Origin of the sequence: Chryseobacterium ginsenosidimutans (genome assembly GCF_039536845.1) — a bacterium.
Lineage (GTDB): Bacteria > Bacteroidota > Bacteroidia > Flavobacteriales > Weeksellaceae > Chryseobacterium > Chryseobacterium ginsenosidimutans_B.
Genome location: NZ_BAAAZJ010000016.1, coordinates 65735 through 80806 on the forward strand (window position 1 = coordinate 65735; position 15072 = coordinate 80806).

13 protein-coding genes are annotated in these 15072 nt (G+C 35.5%); 8 read left to right on the forward strand and 5 right to left on the reverse strand.

Features of this window, described 5'->3' with window-relative positions:
- Window positions 1–4: 4 nt before the first annotated feature.
- The 4 genes from ABD745_RS19780 to ABD745_RS19795 are packed head-to-tail and all read right to left on the reverse strand — an operon-like array spanning window position 5 to window position 6671.
- Window positions 5–2458 carry a ligase-associated DNA damage response DEXH box helicase gene (locus ABD745_RS19780; protein WP_344834253.1) on the reverse strand — a complete coding sequence of 818 codons (2454 nt, stop codon included), beginning with the start codon at window positions 2456–2458 and terminating at the stop codon, window positions 5–7.
- Window positions 2459–2482: 24 nt separating this feature from the next.
- Entirely contained in the window at window positions 2483–4063 is a 1581-nt protein-coding gene (locus tag ABD745_RS19785) for an ATP-dependent DNA ligase (protein ID WP_344834255.1), read from the reverse strand.
- A gap of 58 nt (window positions 4064–4121) precedes the next feature.
- Window positions 4122–5138, reverse strand: coding sequence for a ligase-associated DNA damage response exonuclease (locus tag ABD745_RS19790; RefSeq protein ID WP_344834257.1), 1017 nt, complete (start codon window positions 5136–5138; stop codon window positions 4122–4124).
- A gap of 51 nt (window positions 5139–5189) precedes the next feature.
- Window positions 5190–6671: an aminotransferase-like domain-containing protein gene (locus ABD745_RS19795; RefSeq protein WP_344834259.1), complete on the reverse strand. Its 1482-nt coding sequence runs from the start codon at window positions 6669–6671 to the stop codon at window positions 5190–5192.
- A 66-nt stretch (window positions 6672–6737) separates the two neighbouring features.
- On the opposite strand from ABD745_RS19795, the gene ABD745_RS19800 reads away from it, so the two are divergent.
- From ABD745_RS19800 to ABD745_RS19825, 6 genes are all read left to right on the forward strand, one after another.
- Window positions 6738–7361 carry a hypothetical protein gene (locus ABD745_RS19800; RefSeq protein WP_344834262.1) on the forward strand — a complete coding sequence of 208 codons (624 nt, stop codon included), beginning with the start codon at window positions 6738–6740 and terminating at the stop codon, window positions 7359–7361.
- A complete protein-coding gene (locus ABD745_RS19805) occupies window positions 7354–8463 on the forward strand; it encodes an aminotransferase class I/II-fold pyridoxal phosphate-dependent enzyme (protein WP_344834265.1) in 1110 nt (369 codons plus the stop codon). The genes ABD745_RS19800 and ABD745_RS19805 overlap by 8 nt, the downstream gene beginning before the upstream one ends.
- A 107-nt stretch (window positions 8464–8570) precedes the next feature.
- On the forward strand, window positions 8571–9218 hold the full coding sequence (bioD, locus tag ABD745_RS19810) for a dethiobiotin synthase (RefSeq protein ID WP_344834268.1): 648 nt from the start codon (window positions 8571–8573) through the stop codon (window positions 9216–9218).
- Window positions 9218–10231: a biotin synthase BioB gene (gene bioB, locus ABD745_RS19815; RefSeq protein WP_344834271.1), complete on the forward strand. Its 1014-nt coding sequence runs from the start codon at window positions 9218–9220 to the stop codon at window positions 10229–10231. The genes bioD and bioB overlap by 1 nt, the downstream gene beginning before the upstream one ends.
- Before the next feature lie 16 nt (window positions 10232–10247).
- The gene (bioA, locus tag ABD745_RS19820; protein WP_344834274.1) at window positions 10248–11513 is read left to right on the forward strand and encodes an adenosylmethionine--8-amino-7-oxononanoate transaminase; all 1266 of its coding nucleotides are present in this window, start codon (window positions 10248–10250) and stop codon (window positions 11511–11513) included.
- Window positions 11514–11552: 39 nt separating this feature from the next.
- Window positions 11553–12089, forward strand: a complete 537-nt coding sequence (locus ABD745_RS19825; RefSeq protein ID WP_344834276.1) for a GNAT family N-acetyltransferase — start codon at window positions 11553–11555, stop codon at window positions 12087–12089.
- A 36-nt stretch (window positions 12090–12125) separates the two neighbouring features.
- Here the strand turns inward: ABD745_RS19825 and ABD745_RS19830 are convergent, their stop codons facing one another.
- The gene (locus ABD745_RS19830) at window positions 12126–13022 is read right to left on the reverse strand and encodes a helix-turn-helix domain-containing protein (protein ID WP_344834278.1); all 897 of its coding nucleotides are present in this window, start codon (window positions 13020–13022) and stop codon (window positions 12126–12128) included.
- A gap of 402 nt (window positions 13023–13424) precedes the next feature.
- On the opposite strand from ABD745_RS19830, the gene ABD745_RS19835 reads away from it, so the two are divergent.
- Window positions 13425–14408, forward strand: a complete 984-nt coding sequence (locus tag ABD745_RS19835; protein ID WP_344834280.1) for an aldo/keto reductase — start codon at window positions 13425–13427, stop codon at window positions 14406–14408.
- Window positions 14409–14417: 9 nt separating this feature from the next.
- Entirely contained in the window at window positions 14418–14993 is a 576-nt protein-coding gene (locus ABD745_RS19840) for an NAD(P)H-binding protein (RefSeq protein ID WP_344834283.1), read from the forward strand.
- Window positions 14994–15072 lie beyond the last annotated feature (79 nt).

Sequence of the window (15072 nt, forward strand, 5' to 3'; positions counted from 1 at the left end):
TATTTTAATCTTTTATATTTCTTCCGGATTGCTTGATCAGTTTTTGAATTCTCATGTCAAGACTTTCACTCGTAAGAGTCTGTCGCAAACTGTCAACCTTAATCGGGAAGCTCAAAGGTGTAAAAGTATTGGCAAATTTCAGGATAATTTTTGATTTTTCAATTCTTTTAAAAGCTTCTACAAGCCGTTGTTCCTGCAACTGCATATTGAAAACTTCCGTATAAGCCTGTCTTACCAAAAAATGATTAGGATCGTGATCTTCCAATACTTTGAAAATCAGTCCGGCAGAGCTTTGCAATGCTTTATTTGATCGCTGTTGTCCCGGAAAATTTTGAATCACCATTCCTGAAATTACGGCAATATCTCTAAATTTTCGCCTTGCCATTTCCGCAGAATTAATACTTGAAATTACATCAACCATCAAATTTTCTCGGGTTAAAATTTTATTTAAATTTTCTTCATTTAACGGAATTTCTTTATCACTGAATAATTCAAAACCGTAATCATTCATCGCCATTGAAAAAGAGATTGGAGCCAGTTTTGAAACTCGGTATGCAATCAAGGCAGCCATTACTTCATGCACCAAACGCCCCTCAAAAGGATACATAAACAAATGATAGCCTTCACGGTTTTTAATCAATTCAACCAAAAATTCATCCTCTTTCGGGATATGTGAACGTTCTTCCTGATTTATTAATAATGGATGTAAAAATTTCAGTTCTTTCTCAGAAGCTTTTGGATTTAAAGCTCCAGATAATTTTTCTCTTAAGAAATGTCCTAAATTTGAGCTTAACGGCAGCCTTCCGCCCAAATAACTTGGCGCCAAAGCTTTTCCTTTTGACAATCGGACATATACCGTCATATCTTTTACCATCGCCACTTCCAAAACTCTTCCGGCAAGTATAAATTTTTCTTCTTTTTTTAATTTTGAGATAAAATATTCCTCAACCATTCCGATATATCCGCCCGAAATAAATTTCACTTTCAACATCGCATCGCTTACGATCGCTCCCATATTCATACGATGGAGCATCGCGATTCTTCTTGAAGTCACTTTAAACAAACCATCGTCCATCACGACAACTTTGTGGTATTCTTCATAACTTTTTAAAGCACTTCCTCCAATTGTCAAAAAGTCAAGAATACTTTTCCATTCATCATCAGTGATTTCCTGAAAAGTATAAATTTGTTTAATCCTTTCATAGGTTTCTTCAGGATAAAATCCGTCACCGATCGCTAAAGTCATTAAAAACTGAACCAAAACATCAAAACACAAAACCTGCGGTTCACGAGGTTCGATGACATTTTGCTTAACAGCCTCTTTTAATGCAGCAACTTCAATCAATTCTAAAGAATGAGTAGGAACACAATAAATTTTTGATGTTTCAAAAGGGGAGTGACCGCTGCGTCCGGCTCGTTGGAGAAATCTTGCAACACCTTTTGCGGAACCTATTTGTATCACGGTATCAACAGGTTTAAAGTCAATACCTAAATCTAAAGATGAAGTGGAAACAACTGCTTTTAATTTTCCGTTACTCAAATTTTCTTCGATCCAGATTCTCAAATGAGCGTCGATCGAACTGTGATGAATCGCAATTTGTCCGGCAAAATCAGGATAAGCATCAAGCAATAACTGATACCACATTTCGCTCTGACTGCGGGTATTTGTAAAAACGATCGTTGATTTTGAGTCTAAAATAATCGGAACGACTTTATCAGCCAATTTATGTCCAAGATGTCCTGCCCATGGCAAAATTTCTACTTCATCCGGAAAAACAGGAATAATATCAATCTTTTTATGCTCTTTGGCGGTAACTTTTGTCTTTTTAATATCATAAGGAATTAAAACTTCCATTGCTTCATCAAGATTTCCGATGGTTGCCGTAATTCCCCAAATTTTCAGTTTCGGAACATGTTTTCTAAGTTGAGAAACACCCAATTCAACAATAACTCCACGTTTTGAACCCAACAATTCATGCCACTCATCAATGACAATACTTTGCAGGTTTTGAAAGAACCTCGGATGATTTTTTTGCCCGAGAAGCAAGTGTAAGCTTTCGGGTGTTGCAACTAAAATTTCAGGCATATTTTTGACCTGTTGCTGTCGAACTTTCGGATCTGTATCTCCGTTTCTGACGCCAACTGCCCAATCTAATCCTATCTCGTCAATCGCTTCCTGCATTGCTTTTGCGATATCTTTAGAAAGCGAACGAAGGGGAGTGATCCAGATCATTTTCAGACCGTTTTTGTATTTCTCGGGATGGTTTAAAAAATCTGAAATTAAGGCTAAAAAAACAGAATAAGTCTTCCCAAAACCTGTCGGCGCAACAACCATTCCGCTGTAACCGTTGCCGAATTTTTTCCAGGTATCGACCTGAAATTTGAATGGTGAAATACCTTTATCCGCCATCCATTGCTGAATGACGTTAAATCCGTTGGTATTTTCAAATGTTGACAAATTATATTTTTAATTAAATTATAATTATTGTATCAGTTTTTTAATCTCTTCCAAATCATCAATTTCATTGACAGTTTTATCTTTCCGCCATCTTACAATTCTCGGAAAACGTAATGCTACCCCGCTTTTATGGCGATTGCTGAAACCAATTCCTTCAAAAGCAATCTCAAAAACAAGCTCAGCTCTTACAGTTCGGACAGGACCGAATTTTTCAATTGCATTTTTATTAACGAACTTACTGACTTCCATAATTTCTTTATCTGTCAACCCGGAATATGCTTTTGCAATTGTAACTAATTTATCTTCATTTTTCACGGCAAAAGTGTAGTCAGTATAATAAGCACTTCGTCGCCCGCTACCTTTTTGAGCGTAAATTAAGACTGCATCAATAGTCAATGGATTAATTTTCCATTTCCACCAATCGCCTTTTTTTCGTCCGGAATGATAGGGCGAACTCTTTTGTTTTAGCATCAAACCTTCACTGTTAATTTCTCTGGAATTTTCTCTGATTTGGTTTAAATTTTCCCATTTTTCAAAGTCAATGACTTGAGAAATTTTTATATTTTCAGGAGCTTCATTTAATAATAATTCTTCCAGCATTGCCCTTCTAGCGGAGATTGGTTTTTCCCGTAAATCAGTTCCTTCCAATTCCAATAAATCATAAGTGAAAACTTCAATCGGAATTTCAGAGAGCATTTTTTTAGTTAAAGTTTTCCTGTTTAATCTTTTTTGTAATTCATTAAAATTTAAAACTTTATCATCCTTTACCGCAAGTATTTCTCCATCTAAAACAAAGTTTCCTTTCATCGTTTTTACAACCTCTGTAATTTCAGGAAATTGCTCAGTAATCAATTCTTCTCCTCTTGACCAGATAAAAACTTCGTCATTTCTTTTGATGATTTGTCCACGAATTCCGTCCCATTTATATTCGATTTGCCATTCATCAGGAGTTCCCAATTCTTCCGGTTCTTTTTCCAAAGGATAAGCTAAACAGAAAGGATAAGGTTTGGAGTTATCTGGGTTAATTTTTTCCGCCGAAATCAGTTCTTTAAATGAAATTTCATCAGGTAGCCATTTTCCCATTAAACTATGTGTTAACGTACTTGATTCCTGATCTGAAAATTTTGTTAGGGCATTAATTAAAGTTTTATCCGAAACTCCAATCCGGAAACTTCCACCTAGTAATTTATTGAAAATCAAACGTTCCGTATAATCTAAACCATTCCAGGAATTTAAAACAAATTCTTTTTTTTCAATATCCGATTTATTTTTTAAACTAATAATATCATTCATCCATTGAGAAAGTGTACGGTCAATTTTTTCCGTGGGAGGAGGCAGAATCAGCGAAAGTGTTTCACCTAAATCTCCCACCGAAGAATAGCTCTCCTGAAACAGCCAAAACGGTAATTTTGTAATTTCCAAAGCCCATTCTTTCATATAGTTTGTATTGACATTCCGCTTCGGTCTTTTGCCTGTAAACAAAGCGATAAACCACACTTTATCCTCATCCGGAGCGCGTTCCAAATAATCGATGATCGCATCAATTTTGGCATTGGTTTTATTGGTGCTTTCTAAAACGTTGATAAGGTCTGCGAAATGTTTCATAGTCTATTTTTATTAAACCTTCAAGGTTTTTGAAACCTTGAAGGTTTGGAGATTGCTATTAGGGATTTTCGATAGTTTCTTTCTCAGTTTCTTCCTCATCATCACCATATAGAGTTTCCACTACATCGGATTTTATTCCGATTTCATTTAAATATTTAGAAAAAACTTCGGTTTGTCCATGCGTTACATGAACAATTTCCGCTTCTGTAGCTTTTATGGCTTGTAATAAACCTTTCCAGTCTGCGTGATCACTCATAGGAAATCCTGCATCTGCACTTCGCCATCTTCGGGCACCGCGAACCTGCATCCAGCCTGAACAAATCGCTGTTGCAGCGTCCGGTATTTTCTTAATTACGTTACTGTCTAACAAAGCAGGTGGAACGATTACAATTTCGCCTTGAACATGTTTTACACTTTCTCTAAAATCCGGAATTTCGTAATCGGGAAGAATAATTCCAGCTTCTTCAAACGCTTTATTGAGTTTACCGATAGAGTAGTGAACATTGATTTTTCCTAAGCCTTCCACCGCTTTCATAATTCTTTGAGCTTTCCCCAAAGAATAACCGATAAATACTGATGTTTTCTGATTCTCTTTATTTCGTAAAACCCAATTTTGAAGTTTTTTATTTAAGTCTTCAACTTCAAGCCAATTATAAATAGGAAGACCGAAGGTACTTTCAGTAACAAATTCATTGCATTTTACTACTTCAAAAGGGGTACTTAAACCATCATCCTGAACTTTGTAATCACCGGAAATTACGCTCACATATCCTTTATATTCCAAACGGATTTGCGCAGAACCAATAATGTGACCTGCAGGGTGAAGTGAAAGTTTAACTCCATTAATAATTAAAACTTCACCATATTGCAACGTCTGACATTCGATATCTTCAGCAATTCTTTTCTTTAAAATAGGTTTTGTAAAATGATGACAAAGGTATTTTTTCATTCCCCAACGCGCGTGATCGGCGTGACCATGCGTAATGACCGCCAAATCAACAGGTCGCCAAGGATCAATGTAAAATTTTCCCTGGGGACAGTAAATTCCTTTATTTGTGAATGTGATTAGTTTCAATGGTGTGATTGGTTTATATTTTACAATTCAAAAATCTAACCAAAAAAGTAATCAGGTAAGCAATCTTACCGTTTTAGAAAAAATTTCTATACTTTTTTCCATTTCATTAAAATTAAGATTTCCATAGCCCAATCTCATCGCGCTAAGGTTTTTATTTTGATAGAGTAGTGTTTTTGGAATGAATAAATTATTTTTTGCGCATTCACGGCTGAGTTGCATCAAATTAACCGGAATTTTCCATTCTGTCCAAATCGCCAGTCCACCGGAAGGTTTCTGAAAATCAATACATTCATTCAAATATTCTTTCAAAAGCAAGGAAAAATGATCTCTCCGTTCTTTATAAATCTTCAAAGATTTTTTTAGATAACGATTGATTTCGCCTTCTGCGATCATTTCGCCCAGCACGTGTTCCATCAATACATCGCCCTGTCGATCAATGATCCCGAGGTATTTCCGCATTTCGGTCATTAAATTTTCAGGTGCCACGATAAATCCGGTACGAAAACCTGGTGCGAGAGATTTTCCGAAAGAACCGATGTACACAACCATTCCGTTCGTATCAGCACTCGCGAGAGGAAGAATCGGACTTTTATCATAATGAAAATCATAATCGTAATCGTCTTCAAGGATAATAAATCCGAACTCGTTCGCGAGATTTAATAATTCCAATCTTCGCTGGGCACTCAAAGTAACGGTTGTGGGATAATGATGATGTGGCGTCAGGTACAACATCCTGATCTTTTGTTTTTCACAGATTTTTCTTACTTCTTCGACGTTAATCCCCTCGTTATCAATAGGAATGGGCTGAATTTTAACGACTGCTTTCTGAAAAATCATATTGACTGAAAAATAGCTTAATTCACCCACCAAAACTGTATCTCCTTGTGACAATAGAATTTCAGAAACAATATAAATGCTCATTTCCGTACTTCTTGTGATTAGAAGATTATTCTTTGAAATCGGCAATCCTCTTGATAAATTTAAATATTGAGAAAGGTTTTTCTTAAAAAATTCACTCCCATCCTGATTGTATTGCCCGATTTTATGGGCTTTTCTTTTTAAAATAGAGCTGTAAATTCTGGAATGCTGATCAATTTGAGTCAAACGAATATCGGGAATGCCGTCATTGAAAATATATTCACAGTTTGAATGCTCGAAAGGATTGTCTAAAATATTGGACGTTTTAAAAGAAAATCCTACTGTTTTGGGATAGTTTTCGAGATTATTTTTTTCGAAATTTTTAATTTTTAACGGTTGATCCTGATCCTTTCCAATGACAAAAGTTCCTTTATTGGGAAGGCTTTCCACCCAACCTTGTGCAAATAATTCGTCATAAACCGCAACAATCGTATTTCTGTGGACTTCCAAAATCTGGCTCAAAGCTCTCGTTCCCGGAAGTTTTGTTCCGAACGGAAGATAACCTCGTTGAATCGCATTAATCAACTGATTTGCGATCTGCATATACAAAGAAACATCAGAACCTCTATCGGTTTTTATAAAACTTTGATAAGGAATTTCAACCGGACTATCCATAATATTAAAACTGGCACCATTCAACCATCCGGCAATATACTACATTTGGCCATAAAATAAAAACATATGGAATTTTACAATCTGCTTGAAAGAATTGTACAGGATAATGAAACCCACGCCAAATGGCTCAACACACTTTCTTTCATGGAAAACGCCGGAGCAAGAAAAATTTCTGCCTGTGAACATCCGACAAAAGTAAGTTTAATCCAACTAAAACACGCTGCAGAAGAGCATCGCCACGCTTATTATCTTAAAAAACAAATTGGAAAATTAGATTCTGAATTTTGCAAAACCTATGATGGGAAAGAACTTTTAGCATCTATTGCGACACGACAATATCTCCATTCTTTGGATGTTAAAGCTTGCAAATACCTTCAGAATAATTTCAATTTAACAAAAGAGGAATTAAAATATGCAGCTTATCTTTTTGTGACGTATGCGATTGAAGTTCGTGCTGATGAATTGTATCCGGTTTATCAGGATATTCTGACAAAAACTTCGTCAAAAATCATGGTAAAATCAATTATTCTGGAAGAAGAAGGGCATTTGGAGGAAATGATTAATCAATTGGATGAATTTTCTGAAAATTGGAAGCCACACGCTGAAAATATTTTAAAAATCGAACATGAACTTCATGAACAATGGATCAATGCGATCATTGAGGAAGTTGCAAAGTTTAATTATGCTTAACAATTTTAATCATTTTCTGGAAGCTTTAGAAAAAAGAAAAGAAGACGGAACTTTGAGAATTTTACAGCCAAAATCAGAAGGAATAGATTTTTATTCTAATGACTATTTGGGATTGGCGAGAAATAAGGAACTGCAAAATTTATTAGTCAATCAAATCATAGAAAATCCTCAATTTCTTTCTGGGAGTACCGGTTCTAGGTTGATAAGTGGAAACAGTTCGACCATTATTGAAACCGAAAATTATATTGCAAAAGAGCACAACTATTCTTCTGCCTTGCTTTTTTCTTCTGGTTACAATGCCAATTTAGCTTTATTTTCAACACTTCCAACTCGTCATGATACGATTATCGTTGATGAAAAAATTCATCGTTCTGTGCATGATGCCTGTAAAATGTCCCATGCGAGAAAGTTGAAATTTAAGCATAATGATTATCAAGATTTAGAACAAATTTTAAAAAGGCAAACCGGAAATTGTTACATCGCAATCGAAAGCCTATACTCGATGGATGGGGATTTTGCGCCGATTCAAGAGATTGTAGAAATTGCTGAAAAGTACAATGCTCATTTAATGATTGACGAAGCTCATGCTTTTGGGGTTTTCGGATATGGTTTGGTTGAAAAACATCAATTACAAGATAAAATTATGGCTACAGTTGTAACTTATGGGAAAGCTTTAGGAACAAATGGTGCAGCCATTTTAACCAACGATACAATCAAATCTTATCTCATCAATTTTGCATCGCCATTCATCTACACAACCTCAGCTCAGGATGTTCAATGGATGAGTATAAAAACAGGCTATGAATTTTTAAAAGCAAATTCTGAATTATCAATAAAACTCAAAAAAAACATTAGAGTTTTTCGCCAACAGAATTTAAGAACTCCGTCTTATGAAAAGAGTCCGATTCAGGCGATTGTAATCCCAGATAATGATCGTTTGAAAATGGTGAAAGAAACTTTATTGTATGAAGGATTTTTAACCTATGCGGTTTTCAGTCCGACTGTAAAAGAAGGATCGGAAAGATTGAGAATTTGCCTGCACAGCTTTAATACAGAAGAGGAAATTATACAGTTAGCTAAAATTATTAAGGAATTTATTTGAAGTAAAATATCCATCTATTTTGTCATTCCGTAGGAATCTAGACAATTATATTGATCCAAAACTAAGTTTAGATTCCTACGGAATGACAAAGTGAGTGAATAAAAATTATGAATACAAAATTTAAAATACAAAATTCGCAACAAATACAACTTTTTGTAACCGGAATCGGAACGGAAGTAGGAAAAACCGTTTGTTCGGCAATTTTAACGAAATATTTTAATGCTGATTATTGGAAACCGATTCAGTCAGGGGATTTACATTTTTCAGATAGCATGAAAATTAAGGATTGGCTAGGAGAGCATGTTGTTTGTCATCCTGAAACGTATCGTTTACAACTAGCGGCATCACCTCACCAATCGGCTGCGGAAGAAGGAATTTTAATTAACATCAATGATTTTACACTTCCTGAAACTCAAAATAATTTAATTATAGAAGGAGCGGGCGGATTAATGGTTCCGTTGTCTGACAGCGAATTTATGTTTGATTTAATTGAAAATTTAAATATTCCTGTTGTTCTTGTCGTGAGAAATTATTTAGGCTGCATCAATCACAGTTTATTGTCGATTATGGCTTTAAACCAAAGAAAAATTAATCTAAAATTTTTAATTCTTAACGGAAATTTTCCATCTGAAACAGAAAGAGTCATTTGTAAAAATATTCAACCGGAAACCGAGATTATTAGGATTCCCGACATCGAAAATATAACAAAAGAAAACATAGAAAGTACTATAAAACAATTAACAAAAATAGGATAATGGATAAAACAAAATTAAGAAATAACTGGACAAAAGAAGAAATAGAAGAGATTTACAATTTACCGTTACTTGAGCTTATTTACAAAGCTGCAACCGTTCACCGCGAGTGGCACAATCCTGAAGAAGTTCAGATGTCAACATTATTATCGATAAAAACGGGAGGTTGCCCGGAAGATTGTTCGTATTGCGGGCAGGCAGCGCGTTATCACACCAATATCAAAGTGCAGGCTTTGCTTCCAACGGAACAAGTTATTGAACATGCCCAAAAAGCAAAAGACAGCGGTTCGTCCCGTTTCTGTATGGCTGCAGCCTGGAGAGAAGTCCGTAACAACCGTGATTTTGATCGTGTAATCGACATGGTAAAAGGCGTGAATGATCTTGGACTGGAAGTTTGTTGTACCCTTGGAATGTTGACAGAAGAACAGGCAATTCGCCTTCAGGAAGCAGGTTTGTACGCTTATAATCATAATCTTGATACATCGGAGCAGTATTATGAAGAGATCATTTCTACAAGAACTTTTGATAACAGAATTAACACCATAAACAATGTCAGAAAAGCAGGAATTACGGTTTGTTCAGGGGGAATTATCGGTCTTGGAGAAACGCACAGAGACAGAATTTCTATGCTTTTAACGTTAGCAACCATGCCAAAACATCCGGAGTCTGTTCCCATCAATGCATTGGCAAGAGTAGCAGGAACTCCGCTTGAAAATAATGAAAAAACGGATACCTGGGAAATGGTGAGAATGATTGCCACCGCAAGAATTGTAATGCCTTCATCAATGGTTCGTCTGAGTGCCGGAAGAATTGAAATGACAGAATTTGAGCAAGGCTGGTGCTTTATGGCAGGTGCGAATTCGATCTTTACGGGAGAAAGAGAAACCTTATTGGTAACGCCAAATCCGGGAGTTTCCGAAGATATGCAAATGCTGCAGACTTTAGGATTAAAACCGATGAAAAGACAAGCAGAAAAAGTGATGGATCAGTTTGAAACCTGGAAAACTAACGCTTAGCCCAATTTCTAAAATTATGAATCTACAAGAACGTGACAGACTTGTCAACTGGCATCCGTACACCCAAATGAAAACCGCCGACGACGCTATTCCAATTTTCAAAGGTAAAGGAGTTTATCTTTTTGATGATCAGGGAAATAAATATATTGATGCCGTTTCTTCGTGGTGGGTAACGCTTCACGGTCATGCACACCCTTATATTGCACAGCGTGTTTCTGAGCAGTTGAATACGTTGGAACAGGTTATTTTTGCAGGTTTTACGCATGAACCGGCGATACAGCTTTCAGAGAATTTATTAAAGCTTTTACCTAAAAATCAAGAAAAAGTTTTTTATTCTGACAATGGTTCGACAGCGGTGGAAGTTGCTTTGAAAATGTGTATTCAACACGCTTACAATCAGGGAAAAGAAAAAACAAAGATTTTAGCTTTTAAAAATGCTTATCACGGCGATACTTTCGGGGCGATGTCTGTGAGTGGAAGAAGTGTCTGGACAAAACCCTTTGGGGAAATGCTGTTTGAAGTTATTTTTATCGATATTCCGACTTCTGGAAATCTGGAAAATTTGAAAAATCAGATTAAAAATCACGCGAATGAAATTGCATGTTTTATTTACGAACCGTTAGTTCAGGGTGCAGCGGGAATGTTAATGTATGAAGCTCAGAATTTGGATGAATTAATGAAATTCTGTCGCGAACAGAAAATTTTAATGGTTCAGGATGAAGTTTTTACAGGTTTTGGGCGGACAGGAAAGCTTTTTGCAGCCAATTACCTTTCGGAAAAGCCCGATATTATGTGCTTTTCAAAAGGTTTGACAGGCGGAACGATGCCAATGGGAATTACAACCTGTTCGAACGATATTTTCAATGCTTTTTTGTCTGATGATAAATATAAAACGTTGTTTCACGGACATTCTTTTACAGCAAATCCGTTGGCGTGTACGGCTGCTTTGGCAAGTATGGAATTATTATTAGGTGAAGAAACCCAACAAAATATTCAGCGAATTTCTGAACAGCATTCTCAGTTTTCGGAAGTTTTAACACAACATTCAAAAGTTGAAAATGTACGACAGACAGGAACAATTCTAGCCTGGGAAATTAAAAATGATGAACAAGCTTCTTATTTTAACGAAATCGGGAAAATTTTATACAACGAATTTTTAAAAAGAGGAATTATCATGCGGCCTTTGGGAAATGTGATGTATCTCGTTCTGCCGTATTGCATTACTTCGGAGGAATTGTTTTTTATTTATACTCAGATTTTAGAGGTTTTGGATGAGCTTTAACATTAAAATCCTAATTTTGTCTGTTTTTAAATTAAAACCATGCAACTTTTTACAGAAAGATTATTATTAAGAGATATCACAGTTGATGATAAGCAGGCAATTTTCGATTACCGTTCAGACTCGGAAGCCAATAAATTCCAAAGCTGGATTCCAAAAACGTTGGAAGATGTTGAAGGTTTTATCCAGAGGAATAGTAAAGAATTCAATCAACCGGAAAGCTGGTATCAGATTTTAATTACGGATAAAGAAACGAAAGCCGTCATCGGAGATGTTGGAATTCATTTTTTCGGAAATGAAAATTTGCAGGTGGAACTGGGAATTACTTTAAACAAAAACTTTCAAAGAAAAGGCTATGCTTCTGAGGCTTTAAAAGGAGTTATCAATTTTCTTTTTAATGATTTGAAAAAGCATAGAATCATGACTTCTGTTGATCCCGATAATATTGATTCACTTAATTTAATGGAACGAATCGGTTTCAGAAAAGAAGGTCATTTTGTGAAAAGCTTATTCTGGAAAAATAATTGGGTCGATGATGTAATTTATGCATTACTTCAGGAAGACTGGATTAAAAAATAATATAAAAACCGCCTTATTTAAAGCGGTTTTTATGTTTTAGTTTTGATATCTATAAACATTCGGGGAGATTCCCACTCTTTGTTTAAAAAGTCTTGTAAAATGTTGTGGATATTTAAAACCAAGATCATAAGCGATCTCGCTAATCGATTTATCAACATCGAAAATCATTTCTTTCGCAATATCGATCACCTTCGACTGAATATATTCCTGTGAAGAAATTCCTGTCTCTTTTTTTATTAAATCTCCGAAATAATTGGCAGAAAGATTCATTTCTTCGGCACACCATGCAACAGACGGAAGTCCGATTTTCTGAGGTTTGTCGGATGAAAAATAATTATTTAAAATATTTTCAAATCGCTCTAAAATTCCTTTATTGGCATTATCTCTCGTGATAAATTGTCGGTCGTAGAAACGGGTGCAATAATTTAGAAATAATTCAATATTAGAAGCGATCAATGTTTTGCTGTGCTTATCTATATTCTGCTCCAATTCATCCTGAATTTTCAGGAAACAATCCATCACGATATGTTTTTCTTTTTCAGAAAGATGCAGCGCTTCATTAGAATCATAAGAAAAGAAATTATACTCCTGAATATGTTTTCCTAGCAACGTTCCTTTGATAAGATCCGGATGAAAAACCAATGCCCAACCTTTTGGCGCAACAGTTTCCGTTCTTGCATGAACCTGCATAATCTGTCCCGGAGCAACACAAACCAGCGTTCCTTCCTGATAATCGTAGGTACTTCTGCCATACCTCAATTCTCCGCATTTTAATTCTTTTAAATAAATTGCATACAGTCCGAAATTGAAAGTTTCTTCTGGCAGAGATTTAGCTTTAGACAAATCAAGCACGCTCACCAAAGGATTCAAAGTCTCTACACCACGAAGTTTATTGTAGAAATCTACTGTATTGATTTTTATAATCTTTTCCATGATTCAATCATTTTCCTGATACAAATGTAGGCAATACAACGTCTTGAAAATCATTACAGAACCTCAAACAGTAATTTTGGTAATAAATACAGTAATCCGTATACAAAAGTGATCCTTTAAACTTGCCAACTTTGCAAAGAAGAAAGTGAATTATGAATGTGTAATTGTTGGAATAGCACAAAGACGCAAAGGTTATATTTAAAACTATATTTTTAAGGCACAAGGATTTTATCTGCGATAAAATTGAAAGTTTAATTATTGAAATCTTTGATTTTATTGTGCCTTAAAAACAGCATAATTATTAAAAAAGCTTTGCGCCTTTGTAATATTCCAGCAAAATTACTAGCAAAGGAAAATTCACAATTGACATTTATTAATTAACATTTTACAAAAATTAAATTTATGAAAACAAGAGTTTTAGGAAACAGTGGATTAGAAGTTTCAACATTGGGATTAGGCTGTATGGGATTAAGTTTCGGATATGGTCCTGCAACTGAAAAAAACGAAGCCATCAAATTATTACAAAAAGCCTTCGATTCAGGAATCACATTTTTTGATTCCGCAGAAGCTTACGGACCTTTCCACAACGAAGAATTATTAGGAGAAGCTTTGGCTCCGTTCAGAGATAAAGTGGTGATTGCTACAAAATTCGGGTTTAAAAATGCAATTCCAACGGAAGGTGTTGACAGCAGACCGGAGCATATTGTTGAGGTGGTGGAAGCTTCTTTAAAAAGATTAAAAACAGACATTATCGATCTTTTATATCAACACAGAACCGACCCGAATGTGCCGATTGAAGATGTTGCAGGAACAGTAAAAGACCTTATTCAACAAGGAAAAGTAAAACATTTCGGAATGTCTGAAGCGGGTGTGGAATCTATTAGAAAAGCTCATGCAGTACAACCTTTGACCGCTTTACAAAGCGAATATTCTCTTTGGTGGAGAGAACCGGAAAAAGAAATTCTGCCGACTTTGGAAGAATTAGGAATTGGTTTTGTCCCGTTCAGTCCGCTTGGAAAAGGATTTTTGACAGGAACAATTAATGAAAACACTCAGTTTGATCAAACTGATTTTAGAAATATCCTTCCAAGATTTACGGAAGAGAATAGAAAAGCAAATCTTGTAATGTCAGAGCTTTTACAGCAGATCGCTGCAGAGAAAAACGCAACTCCGGCACAGATCGCTTTAGCTTGGTTATTAGCTCAGAAACCTTGGATTTCACCGATTCCGGGAACTACGAAGATCCACCGTTTAGAAGAAAATATCGAAGCTGTACATATTGAATTAACAATAGAAGATTTACAAAAAATAGAAGAATCCGCCTCAAAAATTACGATTACAGGCGAAAGATACCCTAAACTCTTTCAAGACAGGGTAGGAAAATAACTACAATACATGAAAAAAGTACTAATAATCGGGGCTACAGGAAGTCTTGCCCAATATGTTATCGAAGCAGTGAAACCTTTGGAAAATACCGAAATAACGTTGTTTATGAGAAATAAAAACAGGCTTCCGAAATATCTTTCAGATAATTGCAGAATGATAGAAGGCGATGCTTTAAATTTTAATGATATTAAAAAAGCCGTAAAAAATCAGGACATTGTCTACATCAATCTCGACGGAGATCTTGAAAAAATGTCTAAAAATATCGTTAGAGCAATGAAAGAAGAGCATGTCGAAAGAGTAATTGCCATCAGTTCGATTGGAATTTACGGAAAACCTTTGCGTCCGGTTTTAGAACCTTACAGAAAATTGGCTGATGTGATTGAAGATTCGGGATTACATTATACAATTCTACGACCGGATTGGTTTACCAACAATGACGAAATTGACTACGCTGTAACATTGAAAGGCTCTCCGGAAACAGGTTCTGCGATTTCCAGAAGAAGTATTGCAGATTTTGTCTCAAAGCTGATCAATTATCCGAATTTATATATTAATGAAAATCTGGGAATAAGTAAACCGGCTTAATTTGATATTTTGTGAATGGTGAATTTTGACCTATAAATCAATTATGAATTAGAATTTATCATTCACATTTTATCAAAAA